The organism is Kribbella sp. NPDC051952 (assembly GCF_040680855.1).
Taxonomy (GTDB): Bacteria; Actinomycetota; Actinomycetes; order Propionibacteriales; family Kribbellaceae; genus Kribbella.
This window is the reverse complement of the sequence record NZ_JBFAXQ010000001.1, coordinates 128,675-148,056: the sequence shown is the minus strand read 5'-3', so window position 1 is coordinate 148,056 and position 19,382 is coordinate 128,675. Positions and strand designations below refer to the sequence as shown.

The window sequence follows — 19,382 nt, the reverse complement described above, 5'->3', positions numbered from 1 at the left end:
TCCAGCCCACCAGCGCCCCGCGAAGCACTACAACTCGGCTGTGCCCCGGCGCTCGCAAGCCCTGGAGCGCTGGCGAGCACACGTCGTACCCGTATCCGTCGGCATCCCGCGAAGTACGGCAGGTCAGCTGTGGCCCCCGGCGCTCGCGAGCCCCGGAGTGCTCGCAAGCCTCGGAGTGCTCGCGAGCAGGTCGGCTATGCCCCAGGGCTCGTGAGCTCTGGAGTGCTCGCGAGCGTGCGTCCTACCCGGATCCGTCGGCATCCCGTGACCGGACAGCGTCCGCGGCGCGTTGTCCTTGTTAGGCGTTGTTGAGTCGTTCCAGGAGGTCGGTGTCCAGGTCGATCTCGAGGGCGCCGAGGGCCTCGTCGAGCTGCGCGACGGACGAGGCGCCGAACAACGGGATGACGACTGGGTCCTGGTGCAGCATCCAGGCCAGGACGACCTGGTTCGTGGTGGCGCCGAGCTCTTGTGCTACCTGGCGAAGTACCTCGAAACGCATGGATGCACTGGGATGCGCATAGCCGCTGACCGCCGGGAGTGGCCGTTCAGGACGACTGTACGCGCCGGCCAGAAGGGGGCTATAGGCAACCAATGTCATGTCCCGGTGTTCGCTCAGGTAGTCGAAGTGCTCGATCCCCGCGTGTGAGAAATGCGGAGTGCCGAGGCGGTCGACACCGGTCAACGGCAACGGGCTCGGCCAGAGGTAGGTGTAGCGCTGCTGAAGCACCGAGTACTGCTCGACGCCCTGGTCCTGTGCCAGCCGGCGCGCTTGTTCCACCCGCCAGCTAGTGGTGTTGCTGCAGCCGATCACATCGACCACACCTTCGGCAGCGAGCCGTCCGAACGCGCCGACTGTTTCCTCGAGCGGCGTAGCCCGGTTGTCGATGTGCGCGTAGAAGAGATCGATACGGTCGATGCCCAGCCGGCCAAGACTCTCCTTGGCGGCGGTCTCGACGACCGCCGCACTGAGCCCCTCCCAATGGGCGTCGCCCGGGTCGCCCGGCTTGGTCGTCCGGGCGCCGCACTTCGTGGCGATGACGACCTGATCCCGGGTGCCTCGCGATCGCAGCCATTGCCCGATCACCTCTTCGCTCAGGCCGGCCTCCTTGCCCCATTGCCCGTAGTTGTTGGAGGTGTCGATGAAGGTCCCGCCGGCTTCGACGAAACGGTCGAGGATGGTGGCGGCCGTGTCCGGGTCGGTCGACGTACCGAAGTTCATCGTCCCCAGGCACAGCCCGCTGACGGTCCGCCGGCCACCGATAGTTCTGTACAGCATCAATTACTCCCTTACCTTGAAGTCACTACGCAATCCGAGATGCCACTTGCTCCGAGTCCTCACGTGGTCCGAGTGCTACGCATTGCGAGGTCCCACATGGTCCGTGGCGCCACTTGATGCGAGGCACTACGTGATCCGAGGGCGCCAACTGATGCGAGCCACTACGTGTCCGAGGCGCCACGTGGCCCCAGGCGCCATTTGATGCGAGGTGCTGCGTGATCCGAGTGCGCCACTTGGTGCGAGGCGTTACGCCGGGACTGATCGCTGGGAACCGCGGTAGCTCGCGATCTTGCGGTTGATGATCTCGAGATCGCGGTGGAGATCGGCGATGTGGCTCAGCACCCGGTTGCGGTGCTCCTCCAGTAGTTGTTTGCGTTCCGGCTCTGTGGGATCGCCCGCCTTCGCGAGCTGGGCATAGTGCTGCATCTCGCTGACCGGCATGCCGGTCGCGCGCAGGCGCATCAGCAGCGTCAGTCGCCGCAGATCTCTCGGCACGTACTGCCGCCGCCCGGCACTGTCGCGGGTCACCTCTTCCAGGAGACCCACTCGCTCGTACCAACGGAGCGTGTCGGGTGACAGCCCGGTCAGCTCCGCGACCCGGCTGATCGGCAACGGGCCGTCGCCGTCCGGGACAAGCTCGTCGATGCCACAGGTTTCCACGTCCGGTTCATCGTTCACGCCCACCAGACTTCCTGCTGGAGTGCACTCCAAGTCAAGGCCATTCCGAAAACACCCCACCGTCCCGACCGAACCCGGCTGGTCAGGCCTTCAGGTCGGTGAGGATCTGCAGGTAGTGGGGGTTGTTCATGATGCCGATGATGTTGCCGAACGGGTCGACGACCGACGCGGTCCGGAAGCCGGTGTTGTTCCCGCGCTCGACGATGCCCTCTAGGACCGTGGCGCCGAGCTCGACCAGGCGCTCGAGCTGACCCTCGAGGTCGTCGACGTGCCAGGAGACGATCGCGCCGGCCGGACCGTTGTCCACCGGGTGCGGCGCGTACTTCGCGTCGATGATCCCCAGTTCGCACTGGAAATCGCCGAACCGGAACTCGACGTAGGCCGGCTCCTCGACACTCGGGACCGCGTAGTACGCCTCGATCCCGAGCAGCTTCGAGTACCACTCCCGGGCGGCCTTCACATCGGCGGCGTAGAAGCTGACAGTGGCGAATCCTCGCATCATGGTGGTGGTCCTTCTCCTCGGTGTTCCCCGGTTGATGACCACCACCTTTCCAGTCAAAGTGCTCACCGAATGAGCACTTTGATCGGGAAGTTGTCAGTCGGTTTGGGTGACCTTGCGGAGGCCTCGGGGAGCGTCGGGGTCCAGGCCGAGTTTGCGGGCGAGGGACTCGATGGCTCGCTGGGCCGGGATGACGAGGGCGAGCGGAGCGAGGGTCTCCGGGAGGTCGGGACCGGGGAGGTCGACGTCGCAACGGGAGGCGAAGGTCGGGTCGCCGCCGATGCCCAGGATCTTGCTGCCCTTCTCGCGGACCAGGCCGGCCAGCTCGGTCATGCCAGGCAGGGCAGGACCGTCGGCGGCTGCGACCAGGATCGTCACCAGGTCCGAGTCGACGACCGCGATCGGCCCGTGCTTCAGGTCGGCGTACGACAGACCGCGGACCGGCTGCAGGCAGGTCTCCTCCAGCTTGAGAGCAACCTCGAGCGTCGTCCCGAACGTGAGCCCGCGACCACTCGCGAGCACATCGTGTGCACCGGCCAGCAGGTCCGCAGCGGCCTCGACCGACCCGTCGAGCATCTTGGACGCCGCGTCCGGGACCCGGGCGATGTCCGCGTCGAGCGTCCCAGGACGCTGAGCCAGCGCATCGACCGCGACGGTGATCGCGGCGAGCTGGGTGGTGTACGTCTTGGTCGCCGGTACGGCGAGTTCCTTGCCCGCCTGCGTGATCAGGGCGACGTCGGCTGTCGATGCCAGCGGGCTGTTGCCGTCGTTCGTGATGCCGACGACCGCGGCGCCGTTGCGCTTGGCCCACTCGGCCGTGTCGACGATCTCCTGGGTCGCACCGGACTGGCTGACCGCGACGACCAACGAGTTCGACAGGTCGAGGTTGGCGCCGTACAAGGTCGCCACCGACGGGGCGGCCAGGGATGCCTGCCGGCCCGCGTGGATCTCGGTCAGGTAGCGGCCGTAGACGCCTGCGTTGTCGGAGGATCCCCGGGCCACGAAGATCACGTTCCGGCGACCCGCGGCCAACCGCGTGATGTCGTGCCGTAGCGGCAGAACTTGCTCGAACGTGGCCGCGAGGGCGGCCGGCTGCTCGGCGATCTCGCGCGCCATCTGGGTTTCGTGCGCGGGGACAGACACCACTACGATCACTGGTCCTATCTGGTCTTAACAGGTATGCTGCGCACGATAGCAGTGAGCGGCGTCCCGGGGCACCCCCGAGTCCCGCCCAGGTCTGGAGGATCGAGATTCGATGGTGGCGACCAAGCGGGCCCAGGTCCGATCGGTGCTGGAACGACTGATCGACGTCGAGCTGCACCCGGGTGACCCGATCCCGTCCGAACGTGCCCTGGTGGACAAGCTGAACGTCTCCCGGGTCACCGTCCGGCAGGCGATCAGCGACCTGGTCGAGTCCGGCGCGCTGGAGCGCGTGCACGGCAAGGGCACCTTCGTCACCGGCCCCCAGGTCGACTCCCAGCTGCACCTCACCTCGTTCTCCCGGGAGATGCGGGCCCGTGGCCTGGAGCCCGGCACGGTGGTGCTGTCGGCCACCGAGATCGAGGCCTCCGACGAGACCGCGAAGGGCCTGCGGGTCGCGAAAGGCACCAAGGTGATCCGGGTCGAGCGGCTCCGCACCGCGGACGCCTCGCCGATGGCCTACGAGGTCGGCTACTACCCGTCCGCGCTCTTCCCCGGCCTGCTCGGCCGCGAGCTCGGCACTCTGTACGACGTCTTTGCCAGCGAGTACGACGTCGTCGTCACCTCCGGTGAGCAGACCGTCCGGGCGGACAACGCCGACGGTCATGTCGCCCGGGTGCTCGGCGTGGCCAGGCGGGCACCCCTGCTGGTCCTCGAGCGCACCACCTTCGCCGGCCGCAAGGTCGTCGAGCTGTCCTGGTCGGCCTACCGGGCCGATCGGTACCGGCTGCACATGGCTCTGACGCCCCGCGGCCCGAGAACCGGGTCGGCCTGAGCCGACACCAGACCGCAATGAACTGGATCTGTCCTGTTCATCAACTGGTCTGAAACCCTGCCACTTGCTCCCCGGCCACAGGGCCGGTCCGGCAGGCGGGCCGCCGGATCCGACGAAGTAGCCGGTGGCCATACTGGAGCTCAACCCCCATGAACTGTGTTGTGAGGAGTACCGCGAGACATGCCTATTGCCACCCCTGAGGTCTACGCCGAGATGCTGGACAAGGCCAAGCAGAACCGCTTCGCCTACCCGGCCATCAACGTCAGCTCCTCGCAGACGCTGATCGCCGCGATCCGCGGTTTCGCCGAAGCGGGCTCGGACGGCATCGTCCAGGTCTCCACCGGCGGTGCGGAGTACCTGTCCGGGTCGACCGTGAAGAACATGGTGACCGGTTCGGTCGCGCTGGCGGCGTACGCGCACGAGGTCGCCAAGAACTACCCGGTGAACATCGCGCTGCACACCGACCACTGCCCGAAGGACAAGCTGGACGGCTTCGTCCGGCCGCTGCTGGAGATCTCGGCCGAGCGCGTCGCCCGGGGCGAGAACCCGCTGTTCCAGTCGCACATGTGGGACGGCTCGGCGGTGCCGCTGACGGAGAACCTGGAGATCGCCAAGGACCTGCTGGCCAAGACGGCCGCGGCCAAGATCGTGCTGGAGATCGAGGTCGGTGTCGTCGGCGGCGAGGAGGACGGTGTCGCCAACGAGATCAACGACAAGCTCTACACCACCGTCGAGGACGGCCTGGCCACGGTCGAGGCCCTCGGCACCGGTGAGAACGGCCGCTACATCACCGCGCTGACCTTCGGCAACGTGCACGGCGTCTACAAGCCGGGCTCGGTCAAGCTGCGGCCGGAGATCCTGAAGGAGATCCAGGACCAGGTCGGCGCCAAGCTCGGCAAGGAGCGCCCGTTCGACCTCGTCTTCCACGGTGGTTCCGGCTCGACGCTGGAGGAGATCCGCGCCGCGGTCGACCACGGTGTGATCAAGATGAACGTCGACACCGACACGCAGTACGCGTTCACCCGGCCGGCGGCGGCGCACATGTTCTCCAACTACGACGGTGTGCTGAAGGTCGACGGTGAGGTCGGCAACAAGAGGGCCTACGACCCGCGCGCCTGGGGCAAGGCCGCCGAGACCGGCATGGCCGCCCGCGTCGGCGAAGCCTGCGAGAGCCTCCGCTCCACGGGCACGTCGCTGAACGCCTGACATCGGATCCTCCTAAGGGGTCTTTCGAGGGGCTCACCGCTACCTGCGGTGGGCCTCTCGCTCATATGCGGGCACGGGCGAGGTCGAACTGGCGGACGCCGGTACGGCGGGATGCCCGCGTGAAGGTGGTACGGACGCGGTCGATGACCGCGGGTGGGTCATTTAGGTCGGCCCAGGGGATCCAGCAATGCTCGACGGGTAGCGGCGCGGCCGGGTCGGGGAGTGGGACGGGTGCGGGTGGCTCGTCTTCGTCAGGCTCGAATTCGTCGCACCAGAAGGGGAAACGCGGCTCGAACTCGACCACCGTGCGTTCTTCCGGGAACCACAGTGAGGTCGTATCCGGCTGGTCATGGGCAGGTGCGTTGAGGTCTGGCACCGGTGCTGGAGACGGGGGTGGGAAGCCGGCTTCGGCGAGGATGTAGCGGAGGCGTGATTCGGCCACCGACCCCGAGTCCGTGCAGGCCTGGGCCACGACTTCGACGGCACGCTCGTTGCCATGGTCGTGGGCCGCTCGTTTCAACGAGCGCCTGGTGACGAGTCCGGCGTACAGGGCGGCGTCGGCGAGGACGACGGCCGGGGTGGTGGGTGCGGTCGCGGCGACCTCGGCGACGGCGCGGGCGGGGGAGACCATCCGCAGCTTGTTCCAGAGCTGGATGCCCGGGCCGACTGGATCGCGGATGTGGCGGTGCACGCCGCCGACGCAGCCCGGTCGGCCGGTAGGTGCGGTGACATGGACGCGCGACAGGTCGAGGCCCCAGAGCGGTAGGGCGTGCAGGGCCGCGGCCGACTGGTGGCTCGCGTAGACGTTGGATCCGCCGGAGCGGAGGACGCGAGTCACCTTCCGGAGGTGGAGGACTTCGTCGGTGATCAGGATCAGGGAACGACGTTCGGCGTACGTGCCGGGCCGGATCCGGCGCCAGCCGCCGGTGTCCAGCAGGGAATCGATGTACGGATCGGGGTAGCCACAGGCTCGCGCGTCGGCACGGGTGAACACGCCACCCCTGATCGAGGCCATCACGGACAGTTGAGGATTCATGCCCTAGAACCTGCCGCGATCGACCCCCGCTTCGACCAACAATTTCCAACCTGTGGAGAACCTGGGGATCACAACCGATGCCGAACCCAGACGTTCGGTTCGACGTAGGTTGCGCAATCCCCCTCGACATCGCACCGCACCGGAACCAACGCCCCGGGCACCTCGACCGAACCGCTCCGATCGAAGGGCAGTCCGGTCCAGCGGCGCCACTCCGCCAGCGAGCCCACGATCACCCAAGAGGCAGGCGCAACGCCGGCGAGTTCCCCGCCGGCTCTGACATGTGTCCGGAGCCAGGGATCAAACGGAAGCCCGTCCTCGCGGACCCGGTGGGCGTAGGCAGTCATCGGCGTCTGTGGCTCGACGTGCTTCGACGTCGGTCGCACAGGAGCGTCCAGACAGTCGAACCCCAGGTCCGCAGCGGCATCCCGCAGAGCAGCCAGAAGCCGTCCTGCCAGGCCCTGTCCTTGGAAGTCCCGGGCGACGCTGATGTTGAGTGCACAGGCCACGTCTGGCTTGATCCCTCGTCGGGCGTCCGCGAAGGCCCAGACAACCGCCTGCTCCCAGCCACCCGTCGGCAGCTCCGGACGGGCCGACAGCTGTACGGCGTGGGCGTCGCCGACGACCTTGCCGTCGGCGGTGGTCGCCACCAGACAGGTTGTCGGGAAGGTCTCGAGGGTCTGCCAGAAGTAGGCCTCGGACACCCGGTTGTGGCGCATGAACTCAGGCCAGGGGCCGGCGTCGACGTCCGCGCCGGCGAGGTCCGGGCGGGCGGCGACGGTGGTGATTTCGACGGGGTGGTCGTCAGGACGTCGGGGCATCAAAAAAGCTCGTCATGTGGTTATGACGAGCTCGGCGCGAGTTGGAACCCAGGGTTGCCAGAGGAGCGGCATGTTGGCCTCTGCGGGAGTGCGGTTGCCTTTGCGCTCATTGCAGGAGGCGTGGGCGGCCACGGCATTCAGCCACTCGGTGCGGCCGCCCCTGGATCTGGGTTGGACATGGTCCATGGTGTCGGCGTTCTCGAGACCGCAGTAGGCACACCGGAACCTGTCCCGCCGGAGCACACCGTGCTTGCTGTACTTCATCCGGCCGGCGGCGTAGCGCCAATGGGTGACGACGTACCGGACCAGGCGCAGCACCCGTGGGACCGGAAAAGGGCCGATCGTCCGCTCTCCGTGCGCCTCTTCCACCACTGCGACCTCTCGGACCAGCATCCGGATGGCGTGCTGGATCGAGACGGTGTGCAGCGGCTCGTATGACGCGTTCAGGACTATGACGCTCATCCGGTGCCTCCTTCCGGCCGTAGCTGGGAACCACGGCGGTCTTGACGCAGGGTCTCAAGCATCCGTGGCCGGTCGGTGAACGGTCAACGGATTTCGTCAGACGGTCACGTGCCGGTACGGCTGCGTGATCGGCGAAGATGTGCCTATGGAATTGAACAATCTGCTGTCTGGTCCACCCGAGACACTACTCCCAGTCGACCCGGCCGCGGCGGAACTCGCCGCCGGGGCAGCTGCGGTGGACGTCGCCGCCAAGTTCCCCACGTCGTCGCTGGCTTGGGCCGAGCTGGCCGAGGCCGCCCTGGCCGACGGCCGGACGATCGAGGCCTACGCGTACGCCCGGACCGGTTACCACCGCGGCCTGGACCTGCTCCGGCGCAACGGCTGGAAGGGTCACGGCCCGGTTCCGTGGGAGCACGAGCCGAACCGCGGCTTCCTGCGCTGCCTGGCCGTGCTCGGCAAGGCCGCCGCGGCGATCGATGAGAAGGACGAGGCCGAGCGCTGCACCACGTTCCTGCGTGACTCGTCGCCGACCGCGGCGGACGCACTGAGCTGAATCCTCGTTGCGGGGCTGGTCCCGGCACGGAAGGATCCGTCGAATGACCAGCCCCTATGCGCAGGACGGCTTCCGCGTCGGATTCGACTGGGGTCCGACGGGTGCTGCCGCCGTGCCCGGTTCGATCGTGGCCGTCGTCGACGTCCTCTCCTTCACCACCGCGGTGACGGTAGCCGTTGACCTCGGCATCGATGTGTACCCGTACCGCTGGCGCGACGAGACGGCCGTTGCCTACGCCAAGCAGTACGACGCAACCCTCGCGGTCGGCCGCTCCGAGGCCGGCCCGGGCGACATCAGCCTGTCCCCGGCGACCATCCGGCAGGCCCAAGGCGTCGAGCGGTTGGTACTCCCGTCACCCAACGGCTCGACCATCTCCCAGCAACTGAGCGACAGCGGTGCCACCGTCATCGCGGTATCCCTGCGTAACCGGCAAGCCGCCGCGGACTGGGTCAACACACGACTAGCCGCAGACCCTGACCTGAAGGTCGTCGCGATCGCAGCGGGTGAGCGTTGGAAGGACGGCTCCCTCAGGCCAGCAGTCGAGGATCTCTGGGGCGCCGGTGGATTCCTCAGCGCGCTGCAATCAGACAGCCTCTCGCCGGAAGCACGCGCGGCGGCAGCGGCCTACCGGGATGCCCAGCCACAGCTCCCGGCGATGCTGCACGACTGTGCCGGCGGCCGCGAACTCACCCAGTACGGCTTCGCGCAGGACGTGGCGATCGCGGCGGAGCTCGACAGCAGCTCCTCCGTGCCGGTGCTGAAAGACGGTAAGCTGAGCGCGTCAACCTGAAGCGCGAGTTTCTGCCCGTTGACAGAGCCGGTAGGCGGCGCGCGTCCCCGCTTCCTGCCGAACATGGACGGTTGTAGGCGGATCAGGCAGACCGGTGAAGCAGGACGCCCACGGTCGGGTCCCCGCCCCTTCGGGCAGCGGAAGGTATCACCGTGCCGGTACTCACCGGACGGATCAGCACGCCCATCAACACCTACGCAGAGGTCCTGCGTACGCCCGGGGCGTGGAAGTTCTACCTAGCAGCGGCACCGGCTCGGATCGGTATCGCCATGACCGGCCTCGGCATCGTCTGGCTGGTCCACGGATCCACTGGCTCGTACGCCGCAGCCGGCAGCGTGACCGGTGGATTCGCAGTCGCCGAAGCCATGGCCGGTCCACAAGTGGCCCGGCTCATCGACCGTTTCGGTCAGACCCGGATGCTGCCCATCACCCTCCTGGCCCACGCTCTGGCCATAGCGACGCTGATCAGCCTGACAGTCAGCGACGCATCCCTACCGGCCCTCATCGGAGCAGGGGTTCTGGCGGGCGGATCGCTCCCACAGTTGGGCGCGCAGACTGGTGCTCGCTGGTCGCATGCACTGCGCGGCACATCACTGCTGTCCTCAGCGTTCGCACTGGAGTCCTTGAGCACTGGAATCGCCTTCATGGTCGGTCCAGCCCTCATCGGCGTAGTCAGTGCGCTAGGCAGTCCGGTGGCCGGGTCTGTGCTCGCCACGAGCCTCCTGCTGGCAGGCGGCTTCCTGGTGGCAGCACAACGCAGTACGGCGCCTCCGCCGGCCGAGCGTGGTCAGCACAAGAGCTCGAGTCGCCTGCTGCACAAGCGTTTCGTGGGTCTGATCGGCACGAACATAGGCATCGGACTGTTCTTCGGCAGCATGCAGGTGTCGGTCACTGCCTTCGCGGTCGCGAGGGGTACGCCGGGTCTGGCAGGACCGCTGTACAGCATCACCAGTGCGGTCGGTCTCGTTGCCGGAATCGTCTACGGTGCAAGGCGTTGGCGGACACCGGCGCCGACTCAGCTGGTGATCGTGCTGGCGGGTCTTACCTTGACCTGCCTTCCACTGCTCGCTGCCAACAGCGCACTCACAGCCGGTCTTGCGTTAGCCCTGCCTGGCTTGGCGATCGCGCCGTTCCAGACGCTCTCGGCGGTGCTGGCCGAGTCGTCCGTGGAATCCGTCGTACTCACTCAAGCCTTCACCTGGCTGAACTCAGGTGCAGCCGCCGGCATCGCCCTGGGTGCAGCCGTCGCGGGCCGGATCGTCGACGCACACCCAGCCCAGTACGGCTTTGCTGTAGCCCTACTGGCCACACTCGTCGCGACTGCGATGGCTGTGGTCGTGAAGGTCAGTGATAGGTGATCTGGCGTTCGGCGGCTGCTCTGGCTGCGTATTCGGCCGGGGTCAGGCCGATCTGCTGTTTGAACTCTTTGGAGAAGTGAGCCTGGTCGAAGTAGCCGAGGGACGCGGAGAGCTCCGCCAGCTCGGCAACTTCGCCTTGGGCCAGGAGTTCGGCACCGTCGTGCAGCCGGTAACGCCGGAGGACCCACTTCGGGCCGACGCCGACGTAGCGGCGGAACAGTCGTTGCAGGGTCCGGATCGGGATGTCGAACCGCTCGGTGATCTGGTCCACCCGGGCCACCGAGTGGTCGGCGGCCATCGCCGTCACGATCTCCCGGACCAGTTCGTACGACGGATCCGGCGGCGCGAGGTGGTCACGCAGGAACGCCTCGAACACCGCACGACGCCGTACGTCGGACTCCTCGGCGAACACCAGGTCCGCCAGCCGGTCGGCGTCCGGGAAGACCGCGATCAGGGGCAGCACCTCGTCACGGAAGGACGCGACGTCCAGCCCGGTCACCGCACCGAACCCGCCGGCCCAGAACTTCACGCCGAAGGCTCGACCGCGGCCGACCAGCTCACGTTCGAACTTGCGGGTGCAGACCCCGTTCACGAACGCCCCGCCCGGCTGCTCGAACGTCACGTTGACCGAGGGGAACGGCAGCACCTCGGCCGTGTACGGCTCGTCGAGGTCCCACTCGACGATCCAGTACCACTCCACGAAGCGGCCGATCTCAGGCCCCGGAGCGAGCCGGCTCAGCGAGCGATGCCGGGCCTGTTCCCGCGGGTGCAGGATGCCCTTCTCGCTGTCGGACGGCATGCTCACCGAGGCTGTCGCTTTCTTACAAGACCGGTATGGCGGTCAGCGCGTTGACTAAGAGTCATGACGACGAACACGGTAGACCCCATCCCCGACGGTTATCACTCGCTGACCCCGTATCTCGCCGTACCCGACGGCGCGAAGGCGATCGAGTTCTACCAGTCGGTGTTCGGGGCGGAGGTGATCACCCGGCAGGACATGCCGGACGGGCGGGTCGGGCAGGCGGAGCTGAAGTTCGGCAACTCGATGCTGCAGCTCAGCGACCAGATGCCGCAGATCGGGCTGCGCGCGCCGAACGGCGAATGGGTGCACTCCTCGCTGGTGCATTACGTGCCGGACGTGGACGCGACGTACGCGAAGGCGGTCGCGGCCGGGGCGAAGCCGGTCGAAGAGGTGCAGACGTTCATGACCGGTGACCGGTTCGGCACGGTCATCGATCCGTTCGGCCACCGCTGGGCGATTCTGACCAAGGTCGAGGACGTTTCGCGCGAGGAAGCGGACCGCCGGGTGAAGGAATGGCTCGCGTCCAACCCCGAGGGTCTGGAGTAGACCATTACATAGGTCAGCGGCCCGCCGGAACCGTCCCCTGCGGCAGTTTCGGCGGGCCGCTGACTAAGAGTGTGCACGTGATCACGCTGGATGGCAACCCGTCAGACACTTGAAATGATCGTTTCGGCGTTGTGGACAGGCCCGAAACATCGGCCCGCAGGTCCGGTAGGCTTTGGTCGCAAGAGCCTGGATGCGTTGCCGGATGAATGTCCGGTGAACGTCTCCGGGCTTCACCGTTTCCAGCGTCGGCCGCCACGGGGTGTGAGGCCGTCTGTGCCGGCGCGTGATGAGGAGGGCTGAGATGCCCGCAATCGTGCTCGTCGGCGCCCAGTGGGGCGATGAGGGCAAAGGCAAAGCGACCGATCTGCTCGGCAACACGGGCGAGGTCATCGACTACGTGGTGAAGTTCAACGGCGGCAACAACGCCGGCCACACGGTCGTGATCGGCTCCGAGAAGTACGCGCTGCACCTGCTCCCGAGCGGCATCCTGACCCCGGGGGTCACCCCCGTGATCGGCAACGGGGTCGTCGTCGACCTGAGTGTGCTGTTCGAGGAGCTCGACGCCCTCGACGCCCGCGGGGTGGACACCTCGCGGCTCCTGGTCAGCGCGAACGCGCACCTGATCCCGCCGTACAACCGGACCCTCGACAAGGTGGCCGAGCGGTTCCTCGGCAGCCGCAAGATCGGGACGACCGGCCGTGGCATCGGACCGACGTACGCCGACAAGATGAACCGGGTCGGCATCCGGGTGCAGGACCTGTACGACGAGAAGATCCTCGAGCAGAAGGTCACCGGCGCACTGGAGCAGAAGAACCAGCTCCTGGTGAAGGTGTACAACCGGCGCGCGGTGGAGATCTCCGAGGTGCTGGACGAGCTGCTCCAATACGCCGACCGCCTCAAGCCGCTCGTGGCCGACACCAGCCTGCTGCTGAACAAGGCGCTGGACGAGGGCAAGACCGTGCTGATGGAGGCCGGTCAGGCCACCTTGCTGGACGTCGACCACGGCACGTATCCGTTCGTCACCTCGTCGAACGCGATCTCAGCCGGTGCATGCACGGGCTCCGGCATCCCGCCGACGCGGATCGACCGCGTGATGGCGGTCGTCAAGGCGTACACCACCCGCGTCGGCGAAGGCCCGTTCCCGACCGAGCTCCTGGACGCGGACGGCGAGTGGCTGCGGCAGCAGGGCTTCGAGTTCGGTACGACGACCGGCCGGCCACGTCGCTGTGGTTGGTACGACTCGGTCATCGCCCGGTACGCCGCTCGCGTGAACGGTGTCTCCGACTTCGTCCTCACGAAGCTCGACACCCTGACCGGGCGCGAGAAGATCCCGGTCTGCGTCGCGTACGACGTCAACGGCGTACGGCATGACGAGATGCCGATGACCCAGACCGACTTCCACCACTCGGTCCCGGTCTACGAGGAGTTCGACGGCTGGTCCGACGACATCACCGGCTGCCGTAACTTCGAAGACCTCCCGAAGGAGGCGCAGGCCTACGTACGCGCTGTCGAGTCCCTCAGCGGCGCACGTATCTCGGCCATCGGTGTAGGCCCCGAGCGCAGCCAGATCGTCCAGCTCTGACCCGATCCGGCCTCCCCGTCAGTTGATACCGATGATGGGGAGGTCCCGGATGAACGGGGCCTGCCGCAGGTCGCCCAGCGTCGGACGCTCGATGTTGGGGGTCTCGATCGGGTTGCGAGCCCATGCGGCGCCTGCGCCCTGCGTCGCTTGGTAGAACGTGAAGGCGCCGATGGCCAGCAGGACGACGGCCAGCGTCGCGGACAGCCACTGTGGGCGGAACGCGTTGCGGGCGGCGATGTGAGCGCCGCGGCGAAGTGAACTGCCGCCTGGACCCCACCAGGCCGTGAAGAGTGCGGTGAGTGTCGCGGTGCCGAAGCCGACCGCGGACAGTGGCTCCCAGTCCAGGCCGTACGCCGTCGCTGCCACGCCGGTCACGATGCCGCCGATGACCACGGCCATGGTGAGCGGCAGGATCAGACAGGGCAGCGTCACCAAGGCGGCGGTCGCAAGCTGCAGAGGGCTGGAGGCCACGGCTACCAGACTGTCTGAGCGACCGGACCGGCCACGGACCTGGCGGCGACGCATCAGCGCTGTGCTGGTGCGGTCAGCGGTCCGGGCGATCACCAGCAGGATGATCGCGATGGCAGCGCCTAGTCCGGGGGAGAGTGCGACCAGACCGGTCAAGGCGATCATCAGACCGATGATGACCGCGGTCCGGCGACCGGTCGGCGGCTCCTTCGCAGGCTTCGCCGGTTGCACCTGCTGCCCAGGCTGCCCGTGCTGACCAGGCTGCCCACTAGGTTGCACGTGTTGGCCAGGCCGGCCGTGCTGCTGATACGGGTAGGGAGCAGGGGTGCCCTGGTAGGGGTAGGGCTCGACTGGACCAGACTGATACGGCAACGGCATCGCGGCCGGCGCGGCGGCGTTCGGTGCCGGACTGTAGAGCGCGGGGTGCACCGGAGTGGCAGCCGCAGCGGCCGCAGCCGCCTTCTTGGCCGCAGCCGCGTCGCGAAGCTTGTCGCGCAGCGGTGAGAAGGCCGACAGCGGCGGAATCACCTGTGGCACCAGCTGACCCACCTGCGTGGGCGTGGGGTCGCTGGGCTCCTCGGTCGGCATGACCTTGGTGACCAGCTTCGTCGGCGGTACGGCCGCCACCGTAGGCGTCTCGCGGGGCGGCAGGGCGTCGCGACCCTCGGCGTACCGGCTGAGGCCGGTCATGATCTCGTCCTGGGTCGGACGGTCGCCCTTGGCGGGTGAGAGTGCCGCTGCGAGCAGGGACTTCAGCCGCGGGTCCAGACCGTCCAGGTCGGCCTGACCGGTGTGCACCCGGTGCAGCACCGCTTCGAAGGGTCCCTTGCCGAACGGCCGGCGTCCGGTGGCGGCGAACGACACAGTGGCCGCCCAGCCCCACCAGTCCGCGGACTCGGACACCGTCTCGCCCTCGATCAGCTCTGGCGCAAGATAGCCCGGCGTACCGATCACGAGGCCCGTCTGGGTGAGTCGGAGGTCGTCAGCGGCCTGGGCGATGCCGAAGTCGATCATCACCGGCTTGCCGTTGAACATCATCACGTTGCCCGGCTTGAGGTCGCGGTGGATCACCCCGGCCAGGTGGATCGCCTGCAGTGACTCGGCCAGGCAGCCGGCCAGCGGCAACCACTTGCGCGGGGTCAGCGGCCCGCGTTCGTCCACCTGCTCGTCCAGCGGCCGGCCCGGGACGAACCGTGTCACCAGGTACGGCTGGTCGCCGGTCAGGTCGTGGTCGAGGATGCCGGCGACGCCAGGGTGGTTCACCTTCTGCAAGGTGGTCGCTTCACGCTGCAACCGAGCCCGTGCGGTCGGGTCGTGCGCGATGTGCGGACGCAGAACCTTGAGCGCGACCTCCTGGTGCTCCGATCCCTCGGCCAGGTAGACGACACCCATGCCGCCCTGACCGAGCCGCCGGATCAACCGGTACGGCCCGACCCGCTCCTCCACCTCCTCGACGCCGGTGGAAGGCGGTCCCCCTGAGACTGACATGCCATCTACGGTACGTCGGCAGCAGACCAAGCGACCGTGATGACCTCAGAGGTAATCGTCTGAATTCTCCCCGTGCTCGAAGCTGAGGGCATCGAAACCGAGAGGACAAACAGATGAAGCACTACGCGATTGCCTACCTGCGCAACGTCCGGATGGGTGCGGACATCGTCGAGTACCTGGAGCGCATCGACGAGACGCTGGCGCCGTACGACGGGCACTTCATCGTGCACGGCGCCCAGCCGGAGTCCATCGAGGGTGAGTGGGAGGGCGCTCCGATCGTGATCGAGTTCCCGGACCGCACCAGCCTGTACAGCTGGTACGAGTCCGAGAACTACCGCAAGATCCTCCCGCTGCGCACCGAGAACTCCGACGGTGTGGTGATCTTCGTCGAGGGAGTCGACCGCACTCACAAGGCGACTGATGTGCTCACGTGATCGGTGTGGTGAAGGCGAGCAGGCCGGTGCCGATGGCGTTGGTGATCCAGGGGCCTGAGCCCAGATGGCCTTGGTAGGTGAGGGTTGTGGCTCCGGTTGGCGGCCCGGACAGCGTCAGTACGAGCTTGCCCGGTTGGTAGGCCACGGACGTCACTGTGACCGCGGCACCGTCGACCCGGAAGTCGGCCGCCACCCCGGCGCCGACGGTGAGTGGGTCGTTGGACCGCAGCTGCACAGTCAGCTGCGAACCGCTTGCGGTCACAGTGCGCGGGTTCGGCGGAGCCACCCCGGCAGCGGGACCGCCGTACAGGTCGCGAGCGAGTACGGCGAAGGTGTGGTCGCCCATGTCGCGATAACCGCCGGCGTACGCGTAGTGGCAGCCGTCGTGGCCGGACAGTCCGGTCGTCGACAGCACTGTGACGCCCAGGGTGTCGCCCATCGCGCGCTGGGCCTCGCGGAGGTTCATAGCGGTCGTGTTGCCGCAGGGCGACGTACGGACTTGGTAGACGTAGTACCTCGGCGTACCGAAGTCTGAGCGCCAGTCCTGCAGCAGTGAGGTGAATCCACTGACGTGTACGGCGGCGTTGTCGTTGTCGGATTCGCCTTGGTACCAAAGGACTCCGCGGAGGTGGCTGATCACACCTGCGGCGACCAGACGCTGCCGGAGCCTGCCGTAGTTGGTGTTGAGGTCGTTCGGGTTCGCGTCGTTGCGCTGGAAGAAGCTGATCGGCTGGCCGCCGTGCGCGCCGTTGAACAGCGCCACGGGGACCTTGTACTTGTTGACGATCTGCCGGCCCATCCGGATCGCCCACTGCCCGATCGAGCCCGACTCCCGCGAGACATCGCCGGTCGCGTAGTTCCAGACATGGTCCGCGCCGGAGATCGACCCGTCGGCCACAGGACTGCCAAAACTCCGCAGGTACGGCGATTCCTCGCCACTGGCCGCCCCGTTGTACATCGACGCTTCCGCATTGGACTGGCCCTGTACGACGTACACGTCACCGGAGACGATGCCCTCGCGACGGGCCACCACCCGGCCAAGGGCACGTAGCTCGAACGTGTACTCGTGCAGCCCGGCGGTGATCCGCGGTGTGAACCGGAACTGGCTGGACGTCGAGGTGTACGTGTCGGTCCGGCCGTTGCCGATCACCTTGAGCTGGACACTCTTGACCCGCGGATCGGTGACGCGCCCGGCTACCGGTACGTTCGCGCCACCCTTGGCGTCGCGGGGCACCAGTTGGCGGTCCTGTGGTGACTCGGTCAGCGCGACGAGCGACGTACGGACGTAGGCGGTCAGACGGCGTTGCGTGTACTGGGCGGCATTGCCGGCGAAGGTCCAGTCCGGCTGACCACTGGGATTCGTACCGATGCCGAGTGACAGCGGATTGGCGCCGCCCTCCGTGAACGTGTTGATCGCGAACACCGGCTTGGCAGGCACCGAGGACGGCCGCGTCGGCCCGACCTGCGAGACCTGGAACGAGCCGTAGCCGAGCGGCGTGGTCGGACTGTCGTCGACGTCGTACGCCGAAGCCGATCCGTTCGCCACCTGCGCACTGGCGGTCTGCGCGTACTGGTTCGGCCACATCTCCAGATAGCCGGACTGGTTGGCGCCCTGGGTCACACCGGGCACGTTGGAGCGCACGTCGAGATCACCGACGCGCTGGCGGACCAGCTCGCCCGGCCGGGTCGGCAGTCCGATCCGGCGGGCGTCGGTACTGAACGGCTCCATCGCGGTCCACACCCACTGCGGTCCGCTCGGGCCGTTCAGCTCGAGGCAGTAGCCGACGCGGTCGAAGTTGGTACCGATCTCCGCGGTCCGGTCGAGGCTGTACGGCGGAGTCGTGTTCAGGTAGTTGGCCTGCTGGGGCAGGTCGAGCTGCAGGACCGGTGTGAAACCGGCCGCTGCCGCATCACACCCTGCTGCGGCGGAAGCACTCGTGGGCACGGTCCCGGCAGCAACTGCGCAGAGGACTGTGGCGAGGACGAGAACAGGACGAGGCATGACGGACCTCCTGGGGGCGGGCTCTCGCCACCAGGTGTAGCCGATCCCTCACCTCGGGTACGAGCGTTATGCGCTCAACGGCAGGACCTTTGCGGTGAGAGGGTTGATCGCATGCGAATCGAGATGCTGGTGTTCGACGGTGTGGACGAGATGGACCTGATGGGTCCGTTCGAGGTGTGGAGCAGCGCGTCGCGGCGGACCGACCTCGAGCTCGCCCTGGTCGGTCTGGACGGTCCGGTCGAGGTGACCGGGATGAACGGCCTGCAGTTCAAGGCCCCGGAAGGACTCGGTACGCCGGACGCACTCTTCGTCCCGGGTGGCGGCTGGATGAACCGGGCCGAGAGGGGCTCCTGGGCCGAGGCCCGGCGCGGTGTGATGACCGCACGGATCGCCGAGCTCGCCCCGTCGCTGCGTTGGATCGGCGCCGTCTGCACCGGCTCGATGCTGCTCGCCGAGTCCGGGCTGGTGAAGGGCCGCGCGGCCACAACCAATCGCAACGCCTGGGCCGAGCTCGAAGCGTTCGGTGCCGAGCTGAAGACCAACCGCGTCGTCGACGACGGCACGCTGATCACCGCCGGCGGCATCACCTCAGGTCTCGACCTGGCCTTGTACATCGTCGAACGCGAGTACGGCCTGGAAGTGGCCGACGGGATCGCGGCCACGATGGAGTACACCCGTGACCGCGACGTTCACGTCAGCGGGCGGTGAGCTCCGGGTACAGCGCGGTCAGGTCACCGCTGAGGGCGGCCTTGGCGCCGCGGGCGGTGTCGTCGGCCAGCACCTCGTAGGCGCCCGTCTCGATGCCGTCGAGGGCCTGCTTGGCGACGTCCTCGGGCTGCACCTTCGGAGCCGTCACCGCGGTGGTCATGTCGGTGTCGACGTACCCCATGTGCAGGCCGGTGACGCCGATGCCGCGGTCGAGCAGCTCGAGCCGGATCGCGTTGGTCTGCAGCCAGAAAGCGGCCTTGGTCGCGGAGTACGCACCGTGGCGGGCGACCCAGGACAGGGCCGAGTGGGCGTTCAGGATGTGGCCGCCGCCGTTGCGCTCGATGATCGGCACGAAGGCCCGGGTCACCTCGAGCGGACCGAAGAAGTTCGCGTCGAAGACCGCGCGGATCTCCTCGGCCGGAGCGTTCAGGTAGTTGTCCGGTGAGCTGGCGCCGGCGTTGTTGATCAGCACGGTCACGTCCGGCGCTGCGGTGGCCAGAGCGTCGATCGAGGCCTGGTCGGTGATCTCCAGCGGCAGCGGGACGACGCGGGGGTCGGAACTCGGCTTCGGGTCGCGGGCGGTCGCGTAGACCTTGGCGGCGCCGCGATCGAGCAGATCCTTGACGAACGCCTGGCCGATCCCGCGCTGTCCGCCGGTGACCAGGACAACTGCGCCTGCGAGTGAGGTCATGTGAAACTCC

At 67.6% G+C, this 19,382-nt stretch carries 20 protein-coding genes; 9 read left to right on the top strand and 11 right to left on the bottom strand.

The genetic code is table 11. The features are described 5' to 3' along the window. Positions 1 to 298: 298 nt before the first annotated feature. From AB0L70_RS00685 to AB0L70_RS00670, 4 genes are all read right to left on the bottom strand, one after another. Positions 299 to 1,276: an aldo/keto reductase gene (locus AB0L70_RS00685; RefSeq protein WP_363678424.1), complete on the bottom strand. Its 978-nt coding sequence runs from the start codon at positions 1,274 to 1,276 to the stop codon at positions 299 to 301. Positions 1,277 to 1,522: 246 nt separating this feature from the next. Beyond that, positions 1,523 to 1,954, bottom strand: a complete 432-nt coding sequence (locus AB0L70_RS00680) for a MerR family transcriptional regulator (RefSeq protein WP_363678422.1) — start codon at positions 1,952 to 1,954, stop codon at positions 1,523 to 1,525. Between the two features lie 82 nt (positions 1,955 to 2,036). Continuing rightward, positions 2,037 to 2,456: a VOC family protein gene (locus tag AB0L70_RS00675; protein WP_363678420.1), complete on the bottom strand. Its 420-nt coding sequence runs from the start codon at positions 2,454 to 2,456 to the stop codon at positions 2,037 to 2,039. 93 nt (positions 2,457 to 2,549) lie between these two features. After that, complete coding sequence (locus AB0L70_RS00670) at positions 2,550 to 3,569, bottom strand: SIS domain-containing protein (RefSeq protein ID WP_363678418.1); 1,020 nt, start codon at positions 3,567 to 3,569, stop codon at positions 2,550 to 2,552. Between the two features lie 139 nt (positions 3,570 to 3,708). Between AB0L70_RS00670 and AB0L70_RS00665 the strand changes: the two genes are divergently transcribed. Both AB0L70_RS00665 and fbaA read left to right on the top strand, forming a co-directional pair. After that, positions 3,709 to 4,428 (top strand): GntR family transcriptional regulator, encoded by a 720-nt coding sequence (locus AB0L70_RS00665; RefSeq protein WP_131363764.1) that lies wholly within the window; start codon positions 3,709 to 3,711, stop codon positions 4,426 to 4,428. Positions 4,429 to 4,608: 180 nt separating this feature from the next. After that, positions 4,609 to 5,634: a class II fructose-bisphosphate aldolase gene (gene fbaA, locus AB0L70_RS00660; protein ID WP_363678415.1), complete on the top strand. Its 1,026-nt coding sequence runs from the start codon at positions 4,609 to 4,611 to the stop codon at positions 5,632 to 5,634. 61 nt (positions 5,635 to 5,695) lie between these two features. On the opposite strand, the gene AB0L70_RS00655 is transcribed toward fbaA, so the two are convergent. The 3 genes from AB0L70_RS00655 to AB0L70_RS00645 all read right to left on the bottom strand — a co-directional run bounded on the left by AB0L70_RS00655 (position 5,696) and on the right by AB0L70_RS00645 (position 7,950). Beyond that, positions 5,696 to 6,670: a type IV toxin-antitoxin system AbiEi family antitoxin domain-containing protein gene (locus tag AB0L70_RS00655; RefSeq protein ID WP_363678413.1), complete on the bottom strand. Its 975-nt coding sequence runs from the start codon at positions 6,668 to 6,670 to the stop codon at positions 5,696 to 5,698. Between the two features lie 68 nt (positions 6,671 to 6,738). Further along, positions 6,739 to 7,488, bottom strand: a complete 750-nt coding sequence (locus AB0L70_RS00650; protein WP_363678411.1) for a GNAT family N-acetyltransferase — start codon at positions 7,486 to 7,488, stop codon at positions 6,739 to 6,741. A gap of 12 nt (positions 7,489 to 7,500) precedes the next feature. Further along, positions 7,501 to 7,950, bottom strand: a complete 450-nt coding sequence (locus AB0L70_RS00645; RefSeq protein ID WP_363678409.1) for an HNH endonuclease — start codon at positions 7,948 to 7,950, stop codon at positions 7,501 to 7,503. Between the two features lie 145 nt (positions 7,951 to 8,095). Between AB0L70_RS00645 and AB0L70_RS00640 the strand changes: the two genes are divergently transcribed. The 3 genes from AB0L70_RS00640 (at position 8,096) to AB0L70_RS00630 (ending at position 10,651) form a co-directional block, all read left to right on the top strand. Further along, positions 8,096 to 8,503 carry a DUF3151 domain-containing protein gene (locus AB0L70_RS00640; protein WP_363678407.1) on the top strand — a complete coding sequence of 136 codons (408 nt, stop codon included), beginning with the start codon at positions 8,096 to 8,098 and terminating at the stop codon, positions 8,501 to 8,503. Positions 8,504 to 8,546: 43 nt separating this feature from the next. Then, the gene (locus AB0L70_RS00635; protein WP_363678404.1) at positions 8,547 to 9,293 is read left to right on the top strand and encodes a 2-phosphosulfolactate phosphatase; all 747 of its coding nucleotides are present in this window, start codon (positions 8,547 to 8,549) and stop codon (positions 9,291 to 9,293) included. 152 nt (positions 9,294 to 9,445) lie between these two features. Continuing rightward, positions 9,446 to 10,651 carry an MFS transporter gene (locus AB0L70_RS00630; protein ID WP_363678402.1) on the top strand — a complete coding sequence of 402 codons (1,206 nt, stop codon included), beginning with the start codon at positions 9,446 to 9,448 and terminating at the stop codon, positions 10,649 to 10,651. Here the strand turns inward: AB0L70_RS00630 and AB0L70_RS00625 are convergent. Continuing rightward, positions 10,638 to 11,450 carry a helix-turn-helix domain-containing protein gene (locus AB0L70_RS00625; protein ID WP_363678400.1) on the bottom strand — a complete coding sequence of 271 codons (813 nt, stop codon included), beginning with the start codon at positions 11,448 to 11,450 and terminating at the stop codon, positions 10,638 to 10,640. The two genes, AB0L70_RS00630 and AB0L70_RS00625, sit on opposite strands and share 14 nt — an antisense overlap. A 63-nt stretch (positions 11,451 to 11,513) precedes the next feature. Here AB0L70_RS00625 and AB0L70_RS00620 point away from each other — a divergent pair, with 63 nt between their 5' ends. After that, complete coding sequence (locus tag AB0L70_RS00620; protein WP_363678398.1) at positions 11,514 to 11,999, top strand: VOC family protein; 486 nt, start codon at positions 11,514 to 11,516, stop codon at positions 11,997 to 11,999. A gap of 301 nt (positions 12,000 to 12,300) precedes the next feature. After that, entirely contained in the window at positions 12,301 to 13,581 is a 1,281-nt protein-coding gene (locus AB0L70_RS00615) for an adenylosuccinate synthase (protein WP_363678396.1), read from the top strand. 18 nt (positions 13,582 to 13,599) lie between these two features. Here AB0L70_RS00615 and AB0L70_RS00610 read toward each other — a convergent pair whose 3' ends face one another. Further along, on the bottom strand, positions 13,600 to 15,537 hold the full coding sequence (locus tag AB0L70_RS00610; protein WP_363678394.1) for a serine/threonine-protein kinase: 1,938 nt from the start codon (positions 15,535 to 15,537) through the stop codon (positions 13,600 to 13,602). A gap of 113 nt (positions 15,538 to 15,650) precedes the next feature. Here AB0L70_RS00610 and AB0L70_RS00605 point away from each other — a divergent pair, with 113 nt between their 5' ends. Then, on the top strand, positions 15,651 to 15,971 hold the full coding sequence (locus AB0L70_RS00605; RefSeq protein WP_363678392.1) for a DUF1330 domain-containing protein: 321 nt from the start codon (positions 15,651 to 15,653) through the stop codon (positions 15,969 to 15,971). Here AB0L70_RS00605 and AB0L70_RS00600 read toward each other — a convergent pair. Continuing rightward, positions 15,964 to 17,973 (bottom strand): sialate O-acetylesterase, encoded by a 2,010-nt coding sequence (locus AB0L70_RS00600; protein WP_363678390.1) that lies wholly within the window; start codon positions 17,971 to 17,973, stop codon positions 15,964 to 15,966. The genes AB0L70_RS00605 and AB0L70_RS00600 overlap by 8 nt on opposite strands. A gap of 111 nt (positions 17,974 to 18,084) precedes the next feature. Here AB0L70_RS00600 and AB0L70_RS00595 point away from each other — a divergent pair, with 111 nt between their 5' ends. Further along, the gene (locus AB0L70_RS00595) at positions 18,085 to 18,681 is read left to right on the top strand and encodes a DJ-1/PfpI family protein (protein WP_363678388.1); all 597 of its coding nucleotides are present in this window, start codon (positions 18,085 to 18,087) and stop codon (positions 18,679 to 18,681) included. On the opposite strand, the gene AB0L70_RS00590 is transcribed toward AB0L70_RS00595, so the two are convergent. Beyond that, positions 18,668 to 19,372 carry an SDR family oxidoreductase gene (locus AB0L70_RS00590; protein WP_363678386.1) on the bottom strand — a complete coding sequence of 235 codons (705 nt, stop codon included), beginning with the start codon at positions 19,370 to 19,372 and terminating at the stop codon, positions 18,668 to 18,670. The genes AB0L70_RS00595 and AB0L70_RS00590 overlap by 14 nt on opposite strands. Positions 19,373 to 19,382: the final 10 nt, after the last annotated feature.

Excerpts from the sequence above, each read along its gene's own strand:
- AB0L70_RS00665 (WP_131363764.1), top strand. The coding sequence starts at position 3,709 with ATGGTGGCGACCAAGCGGGCCCAGGTCCGATCGGTGCTGGAACGACTG.
- AB0L70_RS00605 (WP_363678392.1), top strand. The coding sequence starts at position 15,651 with ATGAAGCACTACGCGATTGCCTACCTGCGCAACGTCCGGATGGGTGCG.
- AB0L70_RS00670 (WP_363678418.1), bottom strand. The coding sequence starts at position 3,569 with ATGGCGCGCGAGATCGCCGAGCAGCCGGCCGCCCTCGCGGCCACGTTC.
- AB0L70_RS00590 (WP_363678386.1), bottom strand. The coding sequence starts at position 19,372 with ATGACCTCACTCGCAGGCGCAGTTGTCCTGGTCACCGGCGGACAGCGC.
- AB0L70_RS00650 (WP_363678411.1), bottom strand. The coding sequence starts at position 7,488 with ATGCCCCGACGTCCTGACGACCACCCCGTCGAAATCACCACCGTCGCC.
- AB0L70_RS00615 (WP_363678396.1), top strand. The coding sequence starts at position 12,301 with ATGCCCGCAATCGTGCTCGTCGGCGCCCAGTGGGGCGATGAGGGCAAA.
- AB0L70_RS00655 (WP_363678413.1), bottom strand. The coding sequence starts at position 6,670 with ATGAATCCTCAACTGTCCGTGATGGCCTCGATCAGGGGTGGCGTGTTC.
- AB0L70_RS00600 (WP_363678390.1), bottom strand. The coding sequence starts at position 17,973 with ATGCCTCGTCCTGTTCTCGTCCTCGCCACAGTCCTCTGCGCAGTTGCT.
- AB0L70_RS00610 (WP_363678394.1), bottom strand. The coding sequence starts at position 15,537 with ATGTCAGTCTCAGGGGGACCGCCTTCCACCGGCGTCGAGGAGGTGGAG.
- AB0L70_RS00640 (WP_363678407.1), top strand. The coding sequence starts at position 8,096 with ATGGAATTGAACAATCTGCTGTCTGGTCCACCCGAGACACTACTCCCA.
- AB0L70_RS00625 (WP_363678400.1), bottom strand. The coding sequence starts at position 11,450 with ATGCCGTCCGACAGCGAGAAGGGCATCCTGCACCCGCGGGAACAGGCC.
- AB0L70_RS00620 (WP_363678398.1), top strand. The coding sequence starts at position 11,514 with ATGACGACGAACACGGTAGACCCCATCCCCGACGGTTATCACTCGCTG.
- AB0L70_RS00645 (WP_363678409.1), bottom strand. The coding sequence starts at position 7,950 with ATGAGCGTCATAGTCCTGAACGCGTCATACGAGCCGCTGCACACCGTC.
- fbaA (WP_363678415.1), top strand. The coding sequence starts at position 4,609 with ATGCCTATTGCCACCCCTGAGGTCTACGCCGAGATGCTGGACAAGGCC.
- AB0L70_RS00675 (WP_363678420.1), bottom strand. The coding sequence starts at position 2,456 with ATGATGCGAGGATTCGCCACTGTCAGCTTCTACGCCGCCGATGTGAAG.
- AB0L70_RS00685 (WP_363678424.1), bottom strand. The coding sequence starts at position 1,276 with ATGCTGTACAGAACTATCGGTGGCCGGCGGACCGTCAGCGGGCTGTGC.
- AB0L70_RS00595 (WP_363678388.1), top strand. The coding sequence starts at position 18,085 with ATGCGAATCGAGATGCTGGTGTTCGACGGTGTGGACGAGATGGACCTG.
- AB0L70_RS00635 (WP_363678404.1), top strand. The coding sequence starts at position 8,547 with ATGACCAGCCCCTATGCGCAGGACGGCTTCCGCGTCGGATTCGACTGG.